The sequence below is a fragment of the Micromonospora sp. NPDC049101 genome (assembly GCF_040648675.1).
Lineage (GTDB): Bacteria > Actinomycetota > Actinomycetes > Mycobacteriales > Micromonosporaceae > Micromonospora.
In genome coordinates this window covers 213,474-233,785 of the sequence record NZ_JBEZED010000010.1, presented here as the reverse complement: position 1 = coordinate 233,785, position 20,312 = coordinate 213,474, and the positions used below count along the sequence as shown (strand labels likewise).

Genomic DNA, 20,312 nt, shown 5'->3' with positions numbered 1-20,312 from the left:
CGCGGCACGGGGACAAGTGTACCGGGCGCTCCCCGGCGACCCGCCCGGATTACCGATCAAGATCATCGGGTACCGAACGCCTGTCCGGACCCTGTCCGGCACCTCGTGGGACGAAACGACACACAGACGACACTCACCGACATACGGCGATCGGGGTCAGCATGGAACTCAACGAGCGGGCCGAAATCGACACCTCGCAGGTCAACGACGTGGGCCGCGGTGGCGGATCCGGCGGCGGCATCGGCTTCCCGATCCCCGGCGGCGGCGGCCGTGGCGGCATCATCGGCATCGTGGTGGCCGTGCTCGTCGCGCTGCTCGGCGGTGGCTTCGGCCTCAACGCCATGACCAACGGCGACGACACGGGCCAGGCCGGCGGCACCGACCTCAAGGAGGTGTGCGCGACCAGCAACCCCCAGCACCTCGAAGACGTGCGCTGCCGCAACGCGCTCTACGTCAACAGCATCCAGGCCTACTGGCAGAAGACGTACCCGGAGCTGGGCAACGGCAAGTACGAGCCGACCATCACGAACTTCTTCCAGGCCGCCGTGAACACCGGCTGCGGTCAGGCCGACTCCGGCGTCGGCCCGTTCTACTGCCCGGCCGACCGGAAGGTGTACATCGACCTGAGCTTCTACGACGAGCTGGCGTCGCGGTTCGGCGCCAAGGGTGAGTTCGCCCAGCCCTACGTGCTCGCCCACGAGTACGGCCACCACATCCAGAACCTGCTCGGCACCAACGCCAAGGCCGGCCAGGGCGACCAGAGCGGCCCCCGCTCCGCCTCCGTGCGGCTGGAGTTGCAGGCCGACTGCTACGCCGGCGCCTGGGCCAAGCACGCGACCGAGAGCAAGGACAAGACCGGTCAGGAGCCGTTGTTCACGTCGATCACCGAGACCGACATCAGTGAGGCCGTCAACACGGCCGAGGCGATCGGCGACGACAGCATCCAGGAACGCTCCGGCGGGCGGGTCAACCCGGACCAGTTCACCCACGGCACGTCCGAGCAGCGCAAGCGCTGGTTCACCCAGGGCTACGACCGCGGCGACCCGAAGACCTGCGACACCTTCGCCACCGACCAGCTCTGACCACGTCGATCAAGGAGTTGTGGTGGTGCCCACCGCGTCCACCACCACAACGCCATGATCGACCCGAGCGCGGCGGGCCGGGCGGGCGGGGCGGGCACGGGCGCCGGGTCAGGGAAGTCGTGAGAGCTGGTAGTGGCTGATCTGCCAGTCGTTGTCGACCCGGCGCAGGAGCACACCCAGGTGGGCCGGCAGGGGCGGCCGGTCGGTGAAGCCGAACTCCACCTCCAGGTAGCCGAGGACCACATCGTCGGCGAGTCGACGGATCTCCCGAATGTCGTAGCTGGCGGTCAGGCCGAGCGGCTGGGCGGCGTAGTACGCGGCGACTCCGGCACGCCCGACCGTGTACGGACGCAGCCCCTGAAAGATCGCGTCGTCGGTGAAGCACGACGCGACGCGATCCGGCTCGTGCGCGTCGACAGCCGATTTCCACAGGTCGAGAACCGTACGCAGGATCTGCGCCTCGGGCATGATGATCTCCCTGGTGATCAGGCGGAGCGGCGAAGCACCCGGGACTACCGGGGGCCGGGGTCGTTCGGGTGCGGTGTCAACGGCGTCACCGTCTCGCGTCGCCAGGCGCGCAGCGGCATCGACGCGAGCATCACCTCCAGCTCATCCGCGTCGTCGGCCTGGAAGAGCCCCCACGTACGCCACTCCCCCGGCGCCAGGGGCGGTCGCCACAGTCGCAGGAGACCGCCCTGCGCTGCCAGCTCAGCCGAGCGCGCCGCCTCCCGGCTGCGCATGTCGGCGACCGCATCCTCCGACGTGCCCTGCGGCACGGTGGTCACCATGTCAACCAGAAACTCCACCTGCTCATCCTCCGACCGCCGACCCGTCGGTGAGGCGCTTTTGCCTGGGGATGGCCCCTCCGGCGGCCACACCGACCGCCGACGCGCCGCTGAGCCTGGCGACGGTCCCTCCGGCGGTCATACCGACCGCCGACGTCACTCCGCTTGGGCAGGTGCCGGGTCACGCAGTCGGATCCACACCGCCCGCGCCGCGCCGACCGCGGCGACCAGCACCGCGTGGCGGGGCTCCGGCACGTCGAGCAACCGCTCGGCACGAAGCGGCACGAGCGGGGCCAACCGCCGGTCGGCCAGCACCGTGTCCACCGCCCGCCGGTCACCGCCGCAGACCACCGCCGTCAGCCGCGCCGCCTCCGGCAACAGCAGCCGTACGGCCAGGTCCGCCGCGTCACCCAGCGCCGCCTTGGCCTGGTTGTCGCGCCGCCGGGCGAACCGGTGCTGCGACCATCCCCCCGCGGCGGTGCGCCCCTGCACGTACCGGGTGTCCACCTTGGAGACGACCAGGTCGGCGCCCTCGGCCACGCCGATGGCCACCGCGCCCTTGCGGGCCAGCAGGAGGCCGATCCGGCGGGGCGTGACGGCCTGGGCCACGAACTCGGCGACGTCGACGCTGGCCGGCGCCCCGGGTGGGGCGTACAGCTCGGCGGTGGACCCGTCGGGGGCGGTGAGCAGCAGGCCGTACTCCCGCGCGGTGGTGGTGGGCGGGCCGTGCCGGTCGGCGAAGCCCTCGACCCAGCGGCCGACGCGGGCCGGGTCGACCTCGACCCACCGGCCGCCCCCGGCTGCTGGTCGACTGGTCACCGCCCGACCGTACGGCACGACGAGCCCACCCGGGCCCCCGGGCGGTGACCACACATCACAGCGGGACCGGGCCGTCGCGTCACAGCGGGACCGGGCCGTCGCGCTCAGCTCGACAGCAGCGTGGCCATCGCCAGGGCGGCGATGAGCGCGCTGGACACCAGACCGGTGACCAGGCGACCACGCGGGCTGGCCAGCGCTCGGCCGACCACCGTGCCACCCCCGGCGAGGAGCAGCTGCCAGCTCGCCGACGCCACGAACACGCCGGCCACGAAGAGCGCCGCGTCGACCGCGCCCGGGGCGACCGCGTCCCGGCGACCGAGCACCAGCGCGGCGAAGTAGAGCACCGTCGCCGGGTTCAGCAGGGTCAACCCGAGCAGCGCCGCGTAGGCCCGCCCGGGAGTGCCCAGGCCCCGACCAGCGGGTGCCGACGGCGCCAGCCGCGAGCGGTGCGCCGACCAGGTCCGCCACAGGCCGTGCGCGGCAAGCCCCAGCAGGACCACGGCGGCGACCACCCGCAGCGGGCCGGCGACCGGCGCGATGATCCCGGCCAGGCCGGCGCCGCCGAACGCCGCGAGCGCCGCGTAGAGCCCGTCGGCCGTCGCCACCGCGAGCGCCGCGGCCGCACCGACCCGAAACGAGGTACGGGCACTGAGCCCCAGGATGAGGATCGCGATCGCGCCGACCGGGATGGCAACGCCGTAGCCGGCGACCAGGCCGCCGAAAAACGCGCCGCTCACGACGACGGGCGACGGATCGAGGCTCGTCCCCGGATCGGCCGCTGTCGGCGCACGGCAGTGGCCGCACGGACAGAAACCTGCATCGGGTACGCCTCAATCACCCGCGCATCCTCCGCGCCGAAGCGGCGTCCCCGCCACCGCATTTCCACGGAGTTTTCACCGAGCGGAGCGACATCCGCCGCCCCGGCGTGTCCCAACCACCGCCCCAGGAGCGACGCGCCCAGGTTGATCAAGAGGTTGGCCGCAGGTGCGATAGGGCTGTAGCCGGCTGGTCAACCCGGGATATGAAGTGCACGATCGCGCGGCGGGGTAGGCCCGGCTTGGCGATCATGGAGTTGTGGTGCCGACTTTAAGGGCTTATGGGAGTTCTGTTGCCCACCACAACTCCATGATCGGCGAGGCAACACCGGTCCACCTGACGCGACGGCGTTGGCATGGATGGAGTGGCATCAGGCGCCGAGCAGGAGAATCGCGCCGATCTTGCCCTTCTGTCGCTGATATGGGCGCATGTGCACGTTATGTCGGGACAGAACGTGCAAGGTCGCGACGCAGGACAGTGCGCGATCCTGCGAGCGGGCGACGCGGGATGGCGCGGGGCGGGGCGCTGCGGTGGCACTGCCTGGGCGTCAACACCCAGCGAGCGCGACGCCCCAGGCGGGGCGTCGCGCTCGACGGGCAGGGCCGACCGGGGTCAGCTCAGACGTTGAAGCCGAGGGACCGGAGCTGGTCGCGACCCTCGTCGGTGATCTTGTCCGGGCCCCACGGCGGGAGCCACACCCAGTTGATTCGGATGTCGTTGACCAGGCCGCCGCCGGGGCCGGTGGTCAGCGCCTGCCGGGTCTGGTCCTCGATCACGTCGGTCAGCGGGCAGGCCGCCGAGGTGAGCGTCATGTCCAGGGTGGCGACGTTCTCGTCGTCGACGTGGACGCCGTACACCAGGCCCAGGTCGACCACGTTGATGCCGAGCTCCGGGTCGACGACGTCCTTCATCGCTTCCTCGATGTCGGCGACCATGGCCTTGCTGACCCCGCCCGCCGGGACGGCAACATCGCCCGCCGAGACGACGGCATCGCCCGCCGGGACGGCGGCGTCACCGGCATCCGGCGTCACCGCATCGGTCTGCGCCAGGACGGCGTCATCGGCCTCCGGCGTCGCCGCAGTAGCCGTGTTCTCGCTGCTCATGCCTTCGCTCCGCTTCGCTTCGTAACGCCATGAGGCACCACCGCGCCGCACCACTGACTCGCTCGCTGACGCTCGCTCATGCCTTCACCTCCGGGCTCACGCCCACACCGGCGCGTGCCGCGGCGTCCTTGAACGCCATCCACGGCAGCAGCGCGCACTTGACCCGGGCGGGATAGCGGGCCACACCCGCGAAAGCAACCCCGTCACCGAGCACGTCCTCGTCCGGCGTGACCTGGCCACGTCCGGACATCAACTCCACGAACGCCTCGTGCACCTCGAAAGCTTCCCCGGCGCCCCGACCGCGCAGCAACTCGTGCAGCACGCTCGCCGAGGCCTGGCTGATCGAACAGCCCATGCCGTCGTACGAGATGTCGTGCAGCACGTCGCCGTCGGTGGCCACCCGGACGGTGACCTCGTCGCCGCAGGTGGGGTTGACGTGGTGCGCTTCCCCGACCCGGTCACCGGGGTCGTCGGCGTCGCGCAGGCCACGACCGTGTGGGCGCTTGTAGTGGTCCAGGATGATCTCCTGGTAGAGCTGGTCGAGCTGCACCATCAGTCGAACACCTTCCGCACCTGCTCCAGACCGGCCACCAGAGCGTCGATCTCCTCGGTGGTGGTGTAGAGGTAGAACGAGGCCCGGGTCATCGCCGGGACACCGAACCGGCTGCACACCGGCTTGGCACAGTGGTGGCCCACCCGCACCTGCACGCCCAGCGAGTCGAGCACCTGACCCACGTCGTGCGGGTGCACGTCACCGAGCGCGAACGAGATGGTGCCGCCCCGGCCGACCGGCACGGTCGGGCCGAAGATCCGCAGGTCGGGCACCGAGCCGAGGGCGTCCAGCGCGTACGCCGTCAGCTCCTTCTCGTGCCACTGGATGGCCGGCATGCCGATGCCGGTGAGGTAGTCCACCGCCGCACCGAGCGCGACCGCCTCGGCGATCGGCGGGGTGCCCGCCTCGAAGCGGGCCGGCGGCGCGGCGAACGTCGAGCGGGCCATGGTGACCGTCTCGATCATCGAACCGCCGCCGAACACCGGCGGCATGGCCGCCAGCAGCTCGCCCCGACCCCAGAGCACGCCGATGCCGGTCGGGCCGAGCATCTTGTGCCCGGTGAAGACGATGTAGTCGGCGTCCAGGTCGACCACGTCGATGGGCAGGTGCGGCACCGACTGTGAGCAGTCCAGCAGCAGCAACGCGCCCACCTCACGGACCCGCGCGGTGATCCGGGAGGTGGCGTTGACGGTGCCGAGGATGTTGGACATGTGCACCAGCGAGACGATCTTCGTCCGTTCGGTGACCAGGTCGGCCAGGCCCGACTCGTCCAGCCGGCCCTGCTCGGTGACCGGGAACCAGCGCAGGGTCGCGCCGGTGCGCTCGCAGAGCAGCTGCCACGGGACGATGTTCGAGTGGTGCTCCATCTCGGAGATCACCACCTCGTCGCCCGGACCGAGCCGGAAACGCTCGTCCGTCTCGCGGGACGGAGCAGCCAGCGCAGAGGCGTCCGCGCGCAGCGAGGCGTTCGAGAAGGCGTACGCCACGATGTTGATCGCCTCGGTGGAGTTCTTCGTGAACACCACCTCGTCGACGCTCGGCGCGTTGATGAACGCGGCTATCTTGGCCCGCGCCCCCTCGTACGCCTCGGTGGCCTCGGTGCCCAGCGTGTGCACCGAGCGCGACACGTTGGCGTTGTGCCGCGTGTAGTGCTCGTCGAGCACGTCGAGCACCTGGCGGGGCTTGTGCGAGGTGTTGGCGCTGTCGAGGTAGACCAGCGGGTGCCCGTTGATGTCCCGATCGAGGATCGGGAAGTCGGCACGCACCCGGGCCACGTCGAAACGCGGCACGTCGTCGTACTGTGGCATCCCCGCGGGGATCGCGATGCTGGTCATCTCGACAGCGCCTCTCCCGCTCAGGCCTTGGCCGTGCCGGCCCCGGCGGCGTACCGCTCGTAGCCCTCGGCCTCGAGCTTGTCGGCCAGCTCCGGGCCGCCCTGCTCGACGATCCGGCCGGCCACGAACACGTGCACGAAGTCCGGCTTGATGTAGCGCAGGATCCGCGTGTAGTGGGTGATCAGCAGCATGCCGGTGTCGCCGTTGTCGCGGACCCGGTTGACGCCCTCGCTGACCACGCGCAGCGCGTCCACGTCGAGGCCGGAGTCGGTCTCGTCGAGGATCGCGATCTTCGGCTTGAGCAGCTCCAACTGGACGATCTCGTGCCGCTTCTTCTCACCGCCGGAGAAGCCCTCGTTGACGTTGCGCTGGGCGAACGCCGGATCCATCTGCAGGCGCTCCATCGCGCCGCGCAGCTCGCCACCCCAGGTGCGCAGCTTCGGCGCCTCGCCGTCGATGGCGGTCTTCGCGGTCCGCAGGAAGTTGGCCACCGAGACGCCGGGCACCTCGACCGGGTACTGCATGGCCAGGAAGAGGCCGGCGCGGGCCCGCTCGTCGACGGTCATGGCGAGCACGTCCTCGCCGTCGAGGGTCACCGTGCCGCCGGTGATCTCGTACTTGGGGTGACCGGCGATCGAATACGCAAGCGTGGACTTGCCGGAACCGTTCGGGCCCATGATCGCGTGGGTCTCACCGGACTTCACGGTCAGGTCGACGCCGGCCAGGATCGGCTTGAGCTCACCCTCGGGCAGCTTGACCGACACCTTCAGGTCGCGGATCTCCAGGGTGCTCATTATCGGGTCACTCCATTACTCGGCGTCAGGCTGAGGTAGATGTCGCCGTCGCGGACTTCGACGGGGTAGACGGGGACGGGTTCGGTGGCCGGCAGACCGGAGGGCTGCCCGGTGCGCAGGTCGAAGCGCGAGCCGTGCAGCCAGCACTCCAGCGTGCAGCCGTCCACCTCACCCTCGGAGAGGGCGACCGCGGCGTGCGAGCACTCGTCGTAGGCGGCGTAGAACTCGCCGTCCTCGCCGTGCACGAGCGCGATCGGGGTGCCGTCGACGTCCGCGCTGATCGCGGTGCCCTTCGGCACGTCCTCGGTGGAGCAGAGGCGGATCATCAGGCGCCCGCCTTGGTGAGCCGGGCCTCGATCGCGTCGCCGAGGCTCTCGCGCAGCGACTCCACCGGGATCTTGTTGATCAGCTCGGCGAAGAAGCCGCGGACCACCAGCCGGCGGGCCTCACTCTCCGGAATGCCCCGGGCCATCAGGTAGAACAACTGCTCGTCGTCGAAGCGGCCGGTCGCGCTGGCGTGGCCGGCGCCGGCGATCTCGCCGGTCTCGATCTCCAGATTGGGTACGGAGTCCGCCCGCGCGCCGTCGGTGAGCAGCAGGTTCCGGTTGATCTCGTACGTGTCGGTGCCGGTCGCCTCGGCCCGGATCAGCACGTCACCGACCCAGACGGTGTGCGCGCTCTCGCCCTGCAGGGCGCCCCGGTAACCGACGTAGCTGCGGCAGTCCGGCACGGAGTGGTCGACCAACTGCCGGTGCTCCAGGTGCTGGCCGGAGTCGGCGAAGTAGACGCCGTACAGCTCGGCCTCGCCACCCCGACCGGTGTATTCCACGCTGGTGAACTGCCGGACCAGGTCGCCACCCAGGGACACCTGGATGTGGATGACCTTGGCGTCCCGGCCCAGCTTGATCTTCAGGTGCTGGGCCTGGACCGCGTCGTCGGCCCAGTCGGCGATCGTGACAAGCGTCAGCTTCGCGCCGTCGGTCACGGCCACCTCGACGTTGTCGGCCAGGGTGGCCGACCCGACGTACTCCACGACCACTGTCGCCTCGGCGAACCGGCCCACCTCGACGAAGGTGTGACCGAACGCCGGCTGCTCGACGCCCTGGCCGACCACCCGCAGACGCACCGGCTCGCCGAGCACCACGTCTTCGGCCACCCGCAGCAGCAGGGCGTCGGCGGCGGCACCGTAGGCCAGCGCGCTGACCCGGTCGACCGGGGTCAGCACGCTGCCGACCCGCTCGTCGTCGCGGCCGACCCGGGTGATGGCGACGCCCTCGGGCAGGGCACCGTACTCGTGTCGGACCGCGCCGGTCGCGGCCGGCGCCGCATCCGACGACTCCAGCTCGGCGCGGCTGGCGCCGCGCAGCGATCTGGAGCCGTCGCCTGTCAGGCCGCGGAGGCGCTTGAGCGGGGTGAAACGCCACTCCTCCTCCAGGCCGGTGAGGGCCGGGAAGTCGGCGACGTCGTACGAGCGCAGCGCCTGCGACTTGGTGCTGGGAGGCGGCGCGGAAGCCTGGGTAGTCATGTCTTCCTTGGTCTGTCTGTTCCGTGACGACGAGGTTGGGGCCGGGTGCGGGCGGGCCGACGTTCCGGCCCGCCCGGCGGGAGCGGCGGCGTCAGCCGACCGCACCCTCCATCTGAAGCTCGATCAGGCGGTTGAGCTCCAGGGCGTACTCCATCGGGAGCTCCTTGGCGATCGGCTCGATGAAGCCGCGCACGATCATGGCCATCGCCTCGTCCTCGCTCAGGCCCCGGCTCATCAGGTAGAAGAGCTGGTCGTCGCTGATCTTGGAGACGGTCGCCTCGTGCCCCATCGACACGTCGTCCTCGCGGATGTCGACGTACGGGTAGGTGTCCGAGCGGGAGATGGTGTCGACGAGCAGCGCGTCGCACTTGACCGTGCTGCGGCTGTGGTGCGAACCCTCAAGCACCTGCACCAGACCCCGGTACGAGGTGCGGCCGCCGCCACGGGCGATCGACTTGGAGATGATGGTCGAGGAGGTGTGCGGCGCGGCGTGCACCATCTTGGCGCCGGCGTCCTGGTGCTGACCTTCGCCGGCCATCGCCACCGAGAGCACCTCACCCTTGGCGTGCTCGCCGGTCATGTAGACCGCCGGGTACTTCATGGTCACCTTGGAGCCGATGTTGCCGTCGACCCACTCCATGGTCGCGCCCTCGTGGCAGACGGCGCGCTTGGTGACCAGGTTGTAGACGTTGTTCGACCAGTTCTGGATGGTCGTGTAGCGGCAGCGCGCGTTCTTCTTCACGATGATCTCCACGACCGCGCTGTGCAGCGAGTCGGAGGAGTAGAGCGGCGCGGTGCAGCCCTCGACGTAGTGCACGTACGCACCCTCGTCGACGATGATCAGCGTCCGCTCGAACTGGCCCATGTTCTCCGTGTTGATCCGGAAGTAGGCCTGCAGCGGGATCTCCACCTGCACACCCTTCGGCACGTAGATGAACGAGCCGCCGGACCACACGGAGGTGTTCAGGGCGGCGAACTTGTTGTCGCCGACCGGGATCACCGTGCCGAAGTACTCCTTGAAGACGTCCTCGTGCTCGCGCAGCGCGGTGTCGGTGTCCAGGAAGAGGACGCCCTGCTCCTCAAGGTCCTCACGGATCTTGTGGTAGACGACCTCGGACTCGTACTGCGCCGCGACACCGGCGACCAGGCGCTGCTTCTCCGCCTCCGGGATGCCCAGCCGGTCGTAGGTGTTCTTGATGTCCTCGGGCAGGTCCTCCCAGCTGGTGGCCTGCTTCTCGGTGGACCGCACGAAGTACTTGATGTTGTCGAAGTCGATGCCGGTGAGGTCCGCGCCCCAGGCCGGCATCGGCTTGCGGCCGAACAGCCGCAGACCCTTCAGCCGCAGGTCGAGCATCCACGCCGGCTCGCTCTTCTTGGCCGAGATGTCCCGCACCACCGCCTCGTTGATGCCGCGCTGGGCGACCGCCCCGGCGGCGTCCGGGTCGGACCAGCCGTACTCGTACCGGCCCAGGGCGGCAAGCTGCTCTTCCTGGGTCAGGGGCTGGACGATCTGCTCGGTCATCTATCTGTCCTCACAGTGGTGACGGGATTACCGGATTGAGCACGCCCCGGCTGGGTCGGAATGTGCGTGGTGCACACCCCGTCGCCGTGCGCGATGGTGGCAAGGCGCTGCACGTGGGTGCCGACCAGACGGGAGATCACCGCGGTCTCGGCCTCGCACAGCTGAGGAAACTCGGCGGCCACGTGCGCCACCGGACAATGGTGCTGGCAGAGCTGACCGCCGGAGGCGATCGTGGTCGCGTTGGCAGCGTAACCCTCGGCGGTGAGAGCCGCGGCGAGTGCCTCGGCTCGGGCGAGAGGGTCGTCGCCGGCGTCCTCCATGGCCGCCCGACAGCGCGACTCCAGAGCGGAGACCTGCTCGGTGGCGAACGCCTCGACCGCGTCCGACCCGCCGCCGCGGGCGATCCAGCGCAGTGCGGCGGTGGCCATGTTGTCGTAGTGATGGGTGCCACAGCGAACCCGACCGGCCTCGGTCAGCATGAACACCTTGGCCGGACGCCCCCGACCGCGGCTGCCCTGTACGGCTTGCTCGCGGGCGTACACGTCGCCGTCGGCGAGCATCGCGTCGAGGTGCCGGCGGATCGCCGCCGGGCTGAGCCCGAGGGCCGCGCCAAGCTGCGCGGCGGTCGTCGCACCCCGCTCCAGCAGCAGTTGGGTGACCCGGTCACGGGTGGAACTCTCTGCCGCCGTGGCACCAGCGGGTGCCACCGAGGCGGTCACGACCGGCGCGGACGCGGACGCACCGACGGCTCGGACAGCCGTCGGCTGGTGCCCCGGAAGCGCCGCCGCGTTTTTCACAACGCCAACGTTACGTAATTACCCGGAGGGTCGCAAACCCGGGCCCCGGTGATCCGAACCACCGAGCCGACGGAGTCGGACGAACCTCGATCACTACAGTGCGTAGGATTTGCGCCGTGAACCGAATCGTCCGTCCGGTCCCCGGCAACCTGCTGCGCCGCCTCGCGCTCGCCTCGATCATCGCGAACGTGGGGATCGTCCTCACCGGCGGAGCCGTCCGACTGACCGCCTCGGGCCTCGGCTGCCCCACCTGGCCCCGGTGCACCGACGATTCGTACGTCACCACCCCCGAGATGGGGGTGTACGGGGTGATCGAGTTCAGCAACCGGATGCTGACCTTCGCGGTCGGCCTGATCGCGCTGGCCACGCTGCTGGCCGTCCTGACACTGCGGGCGCGGCGACCCGGGCTGCTGCCCCTCGCGGTCGCCGTCTTCCTGGGCATCCCCGCCCAGGCGGTGGTCGGTGGCATCACCGTGCTCACCAACCTCAACCCGTGGGTGGTCGGCCTGCACTTCCTGGCCTCGATGGCGGTGATCGCCGCCGCGTACGCCCTCTGGCGGCGCATCGGCGACCCGGACGGCCCGACCGTGGCCGTGGTGCCCACACCGCTGCGCGCGCTGGCCCGCGTCACCACCGGCGTCGCCGTCGCGGTGCTGGTCATCGGCACCTGGGTCACCGGCAGCGGTCCACACGCCGGCGACCACGGCGCGGCCCGCAACGGACTGGACCCGGAGTCGATCTCCCAGGTGCACGCCGACGGGGTCTTCCTGCTGATCGGCCTCTCGGTGGCGCTGATCTTCGCGTTCCGCGCCGTGGGTGCGCGCCGGGCCACAAGTGCCGCGATCGTCCTGGTCGCCGTGGAGCTAGGTCAGGGTGTGATCGGTTTCGTGCAGTACTTCACCCACGTGCCGGCGCTCCTGGTCGGCGCGCACATGCTCGGCGCCTGCCTGGTGCTGCTGGCCACCCTCTCGGTGCAGTGGTCGACCCGCGAGCGCCGCCCGGTCGCCCCGGCGGCCGAGGCCACCCCGGCCGACGCCGCCGCCCCCGTCCCGGCCACCGTCTGACCCCCGCCCGCCCCCAGGCCCCGCGCACCCCGCAGGCCCCGCGCACCCCGCAGTCCCGCCCGCCCCGCCCGCCCCGCGCGCCGCCCGCCCGCATGGCCTTGATCGACTCGGTTTTCAGGAAGTCGCGGTGTCCGGGTCGATCTGACGGGCCGACTTTCAGAAAGCCGAGTCGATCAAGGCGCTCTGCGGGCGGATCCTGACTGTGCGATCGCCGCCGGGAGCCCGGCCGTGCCGGTCAGGCCCCGCGGGTCAGGTGGGTGGCGATCGCGGCGGCGAGACGGTCGGGGGCTCCGTCCGCGTACCCGATGAACAGTGACGGCTCGGTCAGTTCCAGCTCGACCAGGACCGGCTCGCCGTCCGGGCCGGGGATCAGGTCGACCCGGGCGTAGAGCAGTTGCCGCGTGCCGCCGGGCACCGTGGCGAGGGTCTTCTCGGCCACCGCCAGTTGGGCGGGCCGGGCGGTACGGGTGGTGATCTCCTCGGCCTTGTAGAGCCCGTCCGGGCCGAGGTCCGGACCGGTCAGCATCGGACCCTTGCGGATCGCGTGGCTGAACGTGAGCCCGTCCGGGCCGGCCAGGAAGAGCAGTGCGGTCTCGCCCTCGGTGTCGATGGCACGCAGGTACGGCTGGACCATGGTCACCCGGCCGGCGTCGGAGAGCCGGCGGACGTGTGCGGCGGCCAGGTCCCGGTGTTCCGGGTCGGCCAGGTCGTAGCGGCCGGTGTCCTGACTGCCGGCGCTCACGGCGGGCTTGAGCACGTACTCGCCGGTCTCGGCCGGTGGCTGCCAGCTCTCCCCCGGCGCGATCCAGGCCGTCGGCACGGTCGGCACCCCGGCGGCGCTCAGCTCGGCGAGGTAGCGCTTGTCGGTGTTCCAGCGGACCACGTCGGCCGGGTTGACCAACGCCGCGACGGTGGCCGCCCAGGCGACGAACTCGTCGCGGCGTAGCGCGTAGTCCCAGGGTGAGCGGAGCACGACCAGGTCGTAGGAGGACCAGTCGACGTCGGGGTCGTCCCACACCGCGGTCTCGACGGAGATGCCCCGGGCCGTCAGTGGAGCGAGGACCAGCCGGTCGTCCGGGTCGAGATCGACGAGGTCGGCACAGGTGACGAGAGCGACCCGGGGTTTCCCCCGGGTCGACTGGTGGTGGGTGGTCAATTCGGTTGGCTGCTCAGCGAGCCATCGTGCGCCGGGCCATCGACCGCCAGAGGTCGTTGCTCGGACGCATCTGGTCCATCAGTTCACGCTCCCAGGCGTTCTCGACGGTGACTCCCGCCTCGGCGCACGCCTCACGGGCGGTGACGGTGTCGTCGGCGAACTGGTCGCCCCACTCGCCGTCGGAACCCACCAGGACGATTCGCGCGCCACGCTTGCCGACGTACTCGATGACCGCCTTCGCACCGCCGTGGCCGGCGGCGAACGCCTTGAGGCCCGCGACCAGGCCCTGGGGTGCCTGCTCGGCGGCGGTCTGCTCGGCCGTCATCGTCGTATCGGAACCATCTGCCATAACGCGAAGCCTAAGCAGACCTGCACCCTCCCGGGCGAGAACCATGAACCTTTTGTGATGCCAATTACCTAGAGGTTTGAGAACGATCACGGGTTTCCTGTCCGATTATATCCGGACTTTCCCGCACAAAGGGAGCGGGCAAACCATGCTCCAACCCGCGGAGTTGAGCCGATCCGGCTCATGCCGAAAGTTACTCTTATGTGACGTTAAACCCGGACAACTCATCCATGCCCGTGATTAGTCAGGAGAGTCCCGGCGGCCGAGCCGCGGTCTGGGAGGGCAGGTCAGATCAGCGCGTCGAGCGCGACGGCCGCGAACACGATCGTCAGGTACGTCGTGGACCAGTGGAACAGCCGCATCGGCTTGACCGCCTCGCCCCGCGTCGCACGCCGGCAGAGTCGGTGTGCCTCGACCACGAAGATGGCACCGACCACCAGGGTCGGCACCCCGTAGATCGCGCTGAGCCCCAGCGGCCAGACCGCGAGGGAGGTGAGCACGGTGAGCCACGCGAAGATCAGGATCTCGGCGTTCACCCGGCGGACCGAGGCCACCACCGGCAGCATCGGGATCCCGGCGCGGGCGTAGTCGTCCTTGTACTTCATGGCGAGCGGGTAGAAGTGCGGCATCTGCCAGAAGAAGACCACCGCGAAGAGCCCCCAGGCGGCCGGCGCCAGTGAGCCGGTGACCGCCGCCCAGCCGATCAGCACCGGGGCCGCCCCGCAGGCGCCACCCCAGAAGGTGTTGGTCGGGGTGGAGCGCTTGAGCCACAGCGTGTAGATGACGTCGTAGTAGACGATCGCGGCGAGGGTCAGCCCGGCGGCGAGCAGGTTGGTGAACGCCGCCATCAGGGCGATCGACACCGCCGCCAGCACCAGACCGAAGACCAGCGCGTTACGCGGTGACACGGTGTGCGCCGGCAGCGGCCGACGCTTCGTACGCCGCATCAACTGGTCGATGTCCCGGTCGATGTAGCAGTTGAGCACGCTTGCCGCACCCGCGGCGAGCGAGCCGCCGATCAGCACGACGGCCATCAGCCACAGCGACGGGAGCCCGCCGTCGGCGAGCATCATCGCCGGGATGGTGGTGACCAGCAGCAACTCGACGATCCGCGGCTTGGTGAGCGCCACGTACGCCGAGAGGACCCCACGCACGTCCCGCCGGGCCACCGGACCCTCGGCCGCCCGGGCCGGGTGTTGCCCGGCCGGGTTGCTCGCGGGGCGCTCGGTGATCATGCTCACGGATTGGCACCTTCCGGCATCGGCACGGGGGAGATCGGATCGGCGGGCCGCTCGGGCCCGCACGCCGACCCACACACTACGCGTTGTCGTTTTGGCTGCCCGGCCGACCCGACAACGGTGCGAGCCGTCACACCACCGAGTTGAACCGAGCATCCGGAACGTCACGTCACGCACACCATGATGAGATCCCCGGGCGCGGGTTTAGGGACGCTCGATAAGGTCATCGGTGAGGGTTCCGCCCATCTGCCGAGGAGCACAACCATCGTGGCTGCCAAACGACCCGAGCACTCCGCACTGAACTGGTCCGACCTCGATCGCCGGGCCGTCGATACCGTCCGTGTGCTGGCCATGGACGCCGTAGAGAAATCCGGCAACGGTCACCCGGGCACCGCGATGAGCCTCGCGCCCGCGGCGTACCTCCTCTTCAACCGCGTCATGCGGCACAACCCGGCCGACCCGAACTGGCCCGGCCGGGACCGGTTCGTCCTCTCCGCCGGGCACTCCAGCCTGACGCTCTACATCCAGCTCTTCCTGTCCGGCTACCCGTTGAGCCTGGACGACCTGAAGTCGCTGCGGCAGTGGGGCTCGCAGACCCCGGGTCACCCCGAGCACGGGCACACCCCGGGCGTGGAGACCACCACCGGCCCGCTCGGGCAGGGCCTGGGCAACGCGGTCGGCATGGCCATGGCGGCCCGCCGCGAGCGCGGTCTGTTCGACCCCGAGGCCGAGCCGGGCGAGTCGGTCTTCGACCACAACATCTGGTGCATCGTCTCCGACGGCGACATCGAGGAGGGCATCAGCCACGAGGCCAGTTCCCTCGCCGGGCACCAGCAGCTGGGCAACCTCGCGGTGATCTACGACGACAACGAGATCTCCATCGAGGACGACACCCGGATCGCCAAGAGCGAGGACGTGGCCGCCCGCTACGAGGCGTACGGCTGGCACGTGCAGACCGTCGACTGGCGCACCGGCGACGCCGACCAGGGCGACTACCACGAGGACGCCGAGGCGCTGTACGCGGCGCTGGTGGCCGCCCGTTCGGAGACCGCCCGCCCGTCGTTCATCGCGCTGCGCACCATCATCGGCTGGCCCGCGCCCAACAAGCAGAACACCGGCAAGATCCACGGTTCGGCGCTCGGCGCCGACGAGGTGAAGGCCACCAAGCAGATCCTCGGCTTCGACCCGGAGCAGACGTTCCAGGTCGACGAGGAGGTGCTCGCCCACGCCCGTTCGGTGATGGGTCGCGGTTCCGAGGCCGAGCAGCAGTGGACCCCCGCGTTCGACGCCTGGAAGAAGGCCAACCCGGAGCGCACCGCGCTCTACGAGCGGATGGCCGGCCGGGTGCTGCCGGACGGGTGGACCGACGCGCTGCCGGTCTTCCCCGCCGACGCCAAGGGCGTGGCCACCCGGGCCGCCTCCGGCAAGGTGCTGGAGGCGCTCGCGCCGGTGCTGCCGGAGCTGTGGGGTGGTTCGGCCGACCTGGCCGAGAGTAACAACACCACCATGAAGGGTGAGCCGTCGTTCATCCCGGCCGCGCACGCCACCAAGGACTTCCCCGGTCACGAGTACGGCCGCACGCTGCACTTCGGCATCCGTGAGCACGCCATGGGCGCGATCCTCAACGGCATCGCCCTGCACGGCGGCACCCGCCCCTACGGCGGCACGTTCCTGGTGTTCAGCGACTACATGCGCCCAGCGGTGCGGTTGGCCGCGCTGATGAAGCTGCCGGTGACGTACGTGTGGACGCACGACTCGATCGGCCTCGGCGAGGACGGCCCGACCCACCAGCCGGTGGAGCACCTGACCGCGCTGCGGGCCATTCCGGGCCTGGACGTGGTCCGCCCGGCCGACGCCAACGAGACCGCCTGGGCGTGGCGGCTGGCGCTGGAGCACACCGATCGTCCGACGGCCATGGCGCTGAGCCGCCAGGCGCTGCCGACCCTGGACCGGAGTGTCCTGGGCAGCGCGGAGGGCGTCGCCAAGGGTGGCTACGTGCTGGCCGAGGCATCCAACGGCAAGCCGCAGGTGATCATCGTGGGCACCGGTTCCGAGGTGCAGCTCTGCCTGACCGCCCGGGAGCGGCTGGAGGCCGACGGCACCCCGACCCGGGTCGTCTCGATGCCCTGCCAGGAGTGGTTCTACGAGCAGGATGAGGCGTACCGGGAGTCGGTGCTCCCCCGCGGGGTAAAGGCACGGGTGAGCGTGGAGGCGGGCATCGCGATGTCCTGGCGCGGCGTCGTCGGCGACTTGGGCGAGAGCGTCAGCATCGAGCACTACGGCGCGAGTGCCCCGTACACCGTGCTCTTCGAGCAGTTTGGCTTTACCGGTGACCGGATCGTGGCGGCGGCACACGCCTCGCTGGCCCGGGTGGGCGACATCACCGGTTTCACGACCGGCAACTGAGGGAGCGTGGACGGCATGACCGACAAGCTGAATGAGCTCACCGCCGCAGGTGTGGCGGTCTGGCTCGACGACCTTTCCCGCGTACGACTGAGCTCCGGCGGGCTGGACCAGCTCCGCCGCGAGAAGCACGTGGCCGGTGTCACCACCAACCCGACGATCTTCGCCAAGGCGCTGAGCGACGCCGACGAGTACAACTGGCAGCTTCGCGACCTCGCCGCCCGTGGCATCGAGGTCGAGGAGTCGGTGCGCATGCTCACCACGTACGACGTGCGGTGGGCCTGCGACGTGATGCGTCCGTCCTACGACGGCAGCGACGGCGTCGACGGTCGGGTCTCCATCGAGGTGGACCCCCGGGTGGCGCACGACAGCGACAAGACGGTGGCCGAGGCCAAGGCCCTGTGGTGGCTGGTCGACCGCCCCAACCTCTACATCAAGATCCCGGCCACCGAGGCCGGCCTGTCGGCGATCACCGACACGCTCGCCGAGGGGATCAGCGTCAACGTGACGCTGATCTTCGGCCTGGACCGCTACTCGGCGGTCATGGAGGCGTTCCTCTCCGGTCTGGAGCAGGCCAAGGCCAACGGCCACGACCTGTCGAAGATCGGCTCGGTGGCGTCGTTCTTCGTCTCCCGGGTCGACTCCGAGGTCGACAAGAGGTTGGAGAAGATCGGCTCCGACCAGGCCAAGGCCCTGAAGGGCAAGGCCGCCGTCGCGAACGCCCAGTTGGCGTACGAGCGCTACACCGAGGTGTTCTCCTCCGACCGGTGGAAGGCACTCGCCGCCGCCGGGGCGCACCCGCAGCGGCCGCTGTGGGCGTCCACCTCGACGAAGAACCCGGACTACCGCGACGTGATCTACGTCGAGGAGCTGATCGCCCCCGGCACCGTCAACACCATGCCGGAGTCGGTCATCCACGCGTACGCCGATCATGGCGAGACCCGCGGCGACACCATCACCGGCGCCTACGACGCGGCCCGCAAGGTCTTCGCGGACCTGGAGTCGGTCGGGGTGGACATGGACGACGTGATCGCCACCCTGGAGCGCGAGGGCGTGGAGAAGTTCGAGGCCAGCTGGCAGGAGCTGCTCGACGGCGTCCGCAAGTCGCTGGAGGCGGCGGCCAAGGGCAAGGGTGCGCCGAACAAGGCCGCCAAGGGCAACGCCAAGGGCGCCGAGAAGGCCGGTGGCGCATGAGCGAGCGCAGCGAGCGAATCAGCAGGCTCAGTGCGAAGGTGCCTCATGACGGCACGCAGCGAAGCGGAGTGACGGCATGAGCGACCTACTTGCGGGGCCGGTGGAGGCCGCTGCCGGGCTCGCCGTGTACGGCGCGGACGCGGTCGACAAGTCCGCGCCCGCGTCGACCCGGGAGGCGCTGGTCAAGGCCGGCGTCCCGGGCAGGTTGGCGGGCAAGGACGCGAGCCTCTGGGGTCCGGACGCCGAAGCCGAGGCGAAGGTCCGACTCGGCTGGGTCGACACCCACCGGCGCAGCCGGGAGCTGCTGGCGCAGTTGGCCGAGCTGAAAGCGGAGCTGGCCGACCTGGACCACGTGGTGCTCGCCGGCATGGGTGGCTCGTCGCTGGCCCCCGAGGTGATCACCCGGACCCTGGGTCGCCCGCTGACCGTGCTGGACACCACCGACCCGGGCCAGGTCCGGGCGGCGCTCGGTGACCGGCTGGAACGCACAGTGGTGGTGGTGGCCAGCAAGTCCGGCTCGACGGTGGAGACCGACAGCCACCGACGTGCCTACTGGCAGGCGTTCCTGGATGCCGGGATGACCGAGGCGGAGGCCGGTCGGCACTTCGTCATCGTCACCGACCCGGGTTCGCCGCTGGAGGCCACCGCCGCGGAGATGGGCGCGTTCACCGTGCTCGCCGACCCGAACGTGGGCGGCCGGTACTCGGCGCTCACCGCGTTCGGGCTGGTGCCCTCGGCGCTGGCCGGGGTGGAGGTCGCGGAGCTGCTCGACCAGGCCGACGCGCTGGCCGCGTCGTTCGGCGGGGACCGGGACAATCCGGCGCTGGCGCTGGGTGCCGCCCTGGGCGCCGCGGCCACGCTGGCCCGGGACAAGGTCGCCCTGGTCTCCGACGGCACCGGCATCGACGGGCTCGGCGACTGGGCCGAGCAGCTGATCGCCGAGTCGACGGGCAAGGCCGGGGTGGGCATCCTTCCGGTGGTCGTGGAGTCCCCGGGCAGCCCCGGCGCGACCGGGGCCGACGTGCTGACGGTCAGCTACGGCGGCTCGCTCGCCCCCGGTGACGTGCCGGGTGGCGGCGCCACCCCGGACGTGGCCGTCAACGGCCCGTTGGGCGCGCAGTTCCTGGCCTGGGAGTACGCGACGGCGGTGGCCGGCGTGGTGCTCGGTATCGACCCGTTCAACCAGCCGAACGTCACCGAGTCCAAGGAGAACACCAACAAGATCCTGGCCTCGGGCCTGCCGGCGGAGTCGCCGTCGTTCACCGAGGGCGCGATCGAGGTGTACGCCCCGCAGGGCGCTCCGGGTGACCTGGCCGGGGTGCTGCGCTGGCTGCTCGACGGGCTGGGCGACGATGGCTACCTCGCCGTGATGGCGTACCTCGACCGGTTCGCCGACGCCGACGCGGCCCGGCTGCGGCCGCTGCTCGCCGAGGCGGGCGGGCGGCCGGTCACCTTCGGCTGGGGGCCGCGGTTCCTGCACTCCACGGGCCAGTACCACAAGGGCGGCCCACAGGTGGGCAGCTACCTTCAGGTGACCGGTGCGGTCGCCGAGGATCTGGCGGTGCCGGGCAAGCCGTACACGTTCGGTGTGTTGCAGGCGGCGCAGGCCGCCGGTGACCGGCAGGCCCTCGCCGGGCGGGAGCGCCCGGTGCTGCGGCTGCACCTGACCGACCGTGCCGCCGGTGTCGCCCAACTGCTCGACGCCGCCGGTGCGCTGCGGGCGTGAGGATGGACGACGTGACTGAAGCGGAAGCGAGGGGGCACCGTGAGCGCGAGGAGTG

The 20,312-nt window shown here is 70.7% G+C and carries 20 protein-coding genes; 5 read left to right on the top strand and 15 right to left on the bottom strand.

The window, feature by feature from the left end; genetic code table 11:
• Window positions 1-161 precede the first annotated feature (161 nt).
• Window positions 162-1,082: a neutral zinc metallopeptidase gene (locus AB0B57_RS16560; RefSeq protein ID WP_357069853.1), complete on the top strand. Its 921-nt coding sequence runs from the start codon at window positions 162-164 to the stop codon at window positions 1,080-1,082.
• Window positions 1,083-1,190: 108 nt separating this feature from the next.
• Here AB0B57_RS16560 and AB0B57_RS16555 read toward each other — a convergent pair whose 3' ends face one another.
• The 12 genes from AB0B57_RS16555 to AB0B57_RS16500 all read right to left on the bottom strand — a co-directional run bounded on the left by AB0B57_RS16555 (window position 1,191) and on the right by AB0B57_RS16500 (window position 11,052).
• Window positions 1,191-1,550: a nuclear transport factor 2 family protein gene (locus AB0B57_RS16555; protein ID WP_357069850.1), complete on the bottom strand. Its 360-nt coding sequence runs from the start codon at window positions 1,548-1,550 to the stop codon at window positions 1,191-1,193.
• Between the two features lie 44 nt (window positions 1,551-1,594).
• Window positions 1,595-1,888, bottom strand: coding sequence for a muconolactone Delta-isomerase family protein (locus AB0B57_RS16550; RefSeq protein ID WP_357069848.1), 294 nt, complete (start codon window positions 1,886-1,888; stop codon window positions 1,595-1,597).
• Between the two features lie 135 nt (window positions 1,889-2,023).
• Window positions 2,024-2,686, bottom strand: coding sequence for an acVLRF1 family peptidyl-tRNA hydrolase (locus tag AB0B57_RS16545; RefSeq protein WP_357069845.1), 663 nt, complete (start codon window positions 2,684-2,686; stop codon window positions 2,024-2,026).
• Between the two features lie 104 nt (window positions 2,687-2,790).
• On the bottom strand, window positions 2,791-3,423 hold the full coding sequence (locus AB0B57_RS16540; RefSeq protein WP_357069843.1) for a LysE family transporter: 633 nt from the start codon (window positions 3,421-3,423) through the stop codon (window positions 2,791-2,793).
• A 696-nt stretch (window positions 3,424-4,119) separates the two neighbouring features.
• Window positions 4,120-4,605 carry a metal-sulfur cluster assembly factor gene (locus AB0B57_RS16535; protein ID WP_357069841.1) on the bottom strand — a complete coding sequence of 162 codons (486 nt, stop codon included), beginning with the start codon at window positions 4,603-4,605 and terminating at the stop codon, window positions 4,120-4,122.
• A 76-nt stretch (window positions 4,606-4,681) separates the two neighbouring features.
• On the bottom strand, window positions 4,682-5,155 hold the full coding sequence (gene sufU, locus AB0B57_RS16530) for a Fe-S cluster assembly sulfur transfer protein SufU (RefSeq protein WP_357069947.1): 474 nt from the start codon (window positions 5,153-5,155) through the stop codon (window positions 4,682-4,684).
• 2 nt (window positions 5,156-5,157) lie between these two features.
• The gene (locus AB0B57_RS16525; protein ID WP_357069839.1) at window positions 5,158-6,492 is read right to left on the bottom strand and encodes a cysteine desulfurase; all 1,335 of its coding nucleotides are present in this window, start codon (window positions 6,490-6,492) and stop codon (window positions 5,158-5,160) included.
• Between the two features lie 20 nt (window positions 6,493-6,512).
• Window positions 6,513-7,286: a Fe-S cluster assembly ATPase SufC gene (gene sufC, locus AB0B57_RS16520; protein WP_357069837.1), complete on the bottom strand. Its 774-nt coding sequence runs from the start codon at window positions 7,284-7,286 to the stop codon at window positions 6,513-6,515.
• A complete protein-coding gene (locus tag AB0B57_RS16515) occupies window positions 7,286-7,612 on the bottom strand; it encodes a non-heme iron oxygenase ferredoxin subunit (protein ID WP_357069835.1) in 327 nt (108 codons plus the stop codon). Before AB0B57_RS16515 ends, sufC begins: the two co-directional genes overlap by 1 nt.
• Window positions 7,612-8,811, bottom strand: coding sequence for a Fe-S cluster assembly protein SufD (gene sufD / locus AB0B57_RS16510; RefSeq protein ID WP_357069833.1), 1,200 nt, complete (start codon window positions 8,809-8,811; stop codon window positions 7,612-7,614). The genes AB0B57_RS16515 and sufD overlap by 1 nt, the downstream gene beginning before the upstream one ends.
• Before the next feature lie 91 nt (window positions 8,812-8,902).
• The gene (gene sufB / locus AB0B57_RS16505) at window positions 8,903-10,333 is read right to left on the bottom strand and encodes a Fe-S cluster assembly protein SufB (protein WP_357069831.1); all 1,431 of its coding nucleotides are present in this window, start codon (window positions 10,331-10,333) and stop codon (window positions 8,903-8,905) included.
• A complete protein-coding gene (locus AB0B57_RS16500; protein ID WP_357069944.1) occupies window positions 10,330-11,052 on the bottom strand; it encodes an ArsR family transcriptional regulator in 723 nt (240 codons plus the stop codon). The genes sufB and AB0B57_RS16500 overlap by 4 nt, the downstream gene beginning before the upstream one ends.
• 194 nt (window positions 11,053-11,246) lie before the next feature.
• Here AB0B57_RS16500 and AB0B57_RS16495 point away from each other — a divergent pair, with 194 nt between their 5' ends.
• A complete protein-coding gene (locus AB0B57_RS16495; RefSeq protein WP_357069829.1) occupies window positions 11,247-12,194 on the top strand; it encodes a COX15/CtaA family protein in 948 nt (315 codons plus the stop codon).
• Window positions 12,195-12,429: 235 nt separating this feature from the next.
• Here the strand turns inward: AB0B57_RS16495 and AB0B57_RS16490 are convergent, their stop codons facing one another.
• From AB0B57_RS16490 to AB0B57_RS16480, 3 genes are all read right to left on the bottom strand, one after another.
• The gene (locus AB0B57_RS16490; protein ID WP_357069827.1) at window positions 12,430-13,350 is read right to left on the bottom strand and encodes a hypothetical protein; all 921 of its coding nucleotides are present in this window, start codon (window positions 13,348-13,350) and stop codon (window positions 12,430-12,432) included.
• 13 nt (window positions 13,351-13,363) lie between these two features.
• Window positions 13,364-13,699, bottom strand: a complete 336-nt coding sequence (locus AB0B57_RS16485; protein WP_357069825.1) for a hypothetical protein — start codon at window positions 13,697-13,699, stop codon at window positions 13,364-13,366.
• A gap of 284 nt (window positions 13,700-13,983) precedes the next feature.
• Window positions 13,984-14,937 (bottom strand): heme o synthase, encoded by a 954-nt coding sequence (locus AB0B57_RS16480; RefSeq protein ID WP_357069822.1) that lies wholly within the window; start codon window positions 14,935-14,937, stop codon window positions 13,984-13,986.
• Window positions 14,938-15,201: 264 nt separating this feature from the next.
• Between AB0B57_RS16480 and tkt the strand changes: the two genes are divergently transcribed.
• From tkt to AB0B57_RS16465, 3 genes are all read left to right on the top strand, one after another.
• On the top strand, window positions 15,202-17,340 hold the full coding sequence (gene tkt, locus AB0B57_RS16475) for a transketolase (RefSeq protein WP_357069820.1): 2,139 nt from the start codon (window positions 15,202-15,204) through the stop codon (window positions 17,338-17,340).
• A gap of 15 nt (window positions 17,341-17,355) precedes the next feature.
• Complete coding sequence (gene tal / locus AB0B57_RS16470) at window positions 17,356-18,531, top strand: transaldolase (protein ID WP_357069818.1); 1,176 nt, start codon at window positions 17,356-17,358, stop codon at window positions 18,529-18,531.
• A 76-nt stretch (window positions 18,532-18,607) separates the two neighbouring features.
• Complete coding sequence (locus AB0B57_RS16465) at window positions 18,608-20,257, top strand: glucose-6-phosphate isomerase (protein ID WP_357069816.1); 1,650 nt, start codon at window positions 18,608-18,610, stop codon at window positions 20,255-20,257.
• Window positions 20,258-20,312: the final 55 nt, after the last annotated feature.

Excerpts from the sequence above, each read along its gene's own strand:
- AB0B57_RS16560 (WP_357069853.1), top strand. The coding sequence starts at position 162 with ATGGAACTCAACGAGCGGGCCGAAATCGACACCTCGCAGGTCAACGAC.
- AB0B57_RS16555 (WP_357069850.1), bottom strand. The coding sequence starts at position 1,550 with ATGCCCGAGGCGCAGATCCTGCGTACGGTTCTCGACCTGTGGAAATCG.
- AB0B57_RS16535 (WP_357069841.1), bottom strand. The coding sequence starts at position 4,605 with ATGAGCAGCGAGAACACGGCTACTGCGGCGACGCCGGAGGCCGATGAC.
- AB0B57_RS16525 (WP_357069839.1), bottom strand. The coding sequence starts at position 6,492 with ATGACCAGCATCGCGATCCCCGCGGGGATGCCACAGTACGACGACGTG.
- sufC (WP_357069837.1), bottom strand. The coding sequence starts at position 7,286 with ATGAGCACCCTGGAGATCCGCGACCTGAAGGTGTCGGTCAAGCTGCCC.
- AB0B57_RS16515 (WP_357069835.1), bottom strand. The coding sequence starts at position 7,612 with ATGATCCGCCTCTGCTCCACCGAGGACGTGCCGAAGGGCACCGCGATC.
- sufD (WP_357069833.1), bottom strand. The coding sequence starts at position 8,811 with ATGACTACCCAGGCTTCCGCGCCGCCTCCCAGCACCAAGTCGCAGGCG.
- sufB (WP_357069831.1), bottom strand. The coding sequence starts at position 10,333 with ATGACCGAGCAGATCGTCCAGCCCCTGACCCAGGAAGAGCAGCTTGCC.
- AB0B57_RS16485 (WP_357069825.1), bottom strand. The coding sequence starts at position 13,699 with ATGGCAGATGGTTCCGATACGACGATGACGGCCGAGCAGACCGCCGCC.
- tal (WP_357069818.1), top strand. The coding sequence starts at position 17,356 with ATGACCGACAAGCTGAATGAGCTCACCGCCGCAGGTGTGGCGGTCTGG.
- AB0B57_RS16465 (WP_357069816.1), top strand. The coding sequence starts at position 18,608 with ATGAGCGACCTACTTGCGGGGCCGGTGGAGGCCGCTGCCGGGCTCGCC.